Source organism: Mesorhizobium sp. M1E.F.Ca.ET.063.01.1.1, assembly GCF_003998155.1.
Classification (GTDB): Bacteria; Pseudomonadota; Alphaproteobacteria; order Rhizobiales; family Rhizobiaceae; genus Mesorhizobium.
The window spans coordinates 1-392 of the sequence record NZ_RZSC01001762.1; the positions used below are offsets into that span (position 1 = coordinate 1).

Below are 392 nucleotides of genomic sequence, written 5' to 3' on the forward strand. Positions count from 1 at the left end.
CCATGTCGGCGAGGTCTTCCAGCGTCACATAGGTGCTGGTGCCGGTGTTGTAGAGTCGGCGGTTGGCATATTTCTTGATGACGATCGGGTCGTCTTTTGCGGCCATCAGTATCCTCCCCGGACACCGGCGCATTTGAGTAAGCAGCCGGTAACGATTGCGCCCTGTCAAGGATATGCGCAAAAGCGTCACAATTCCAAGCGGTTTGTGCAGTGCAAGATCGATTAATGCTGCACGGCGGCCGGAATATGCTGCGCAGCGAAGCGAGGACCGCCGCCCTGGCCGGCGCAGGCCTGCTTGCCGCGCATGGCCGGCATGCCCATTTCCGGTTTGACTTGGCACCGGGAAAGGGCAAGAAAGTTCCTCAACGACACCCAAAAACACCACACCTCGA

Annotated in this window: 1 protein-coding gene; it reads right to left on the reverse strand. The window is 58.7% G+C overall.

What is annotated here, in order from left to right; genetic code table 11:
- Positions 1–145: polyhydroxyalkanoate synthesis regulator DNA-binding domain-containing protein (locus EOA29_RS40780; protein ID WP_281061169.1), on the reverse strand; the 145-nt coding region annotated here is incomplete at its 3' end.
- Between the last annotated feature and the right edge of the window lie 247 nt (positions 146–392).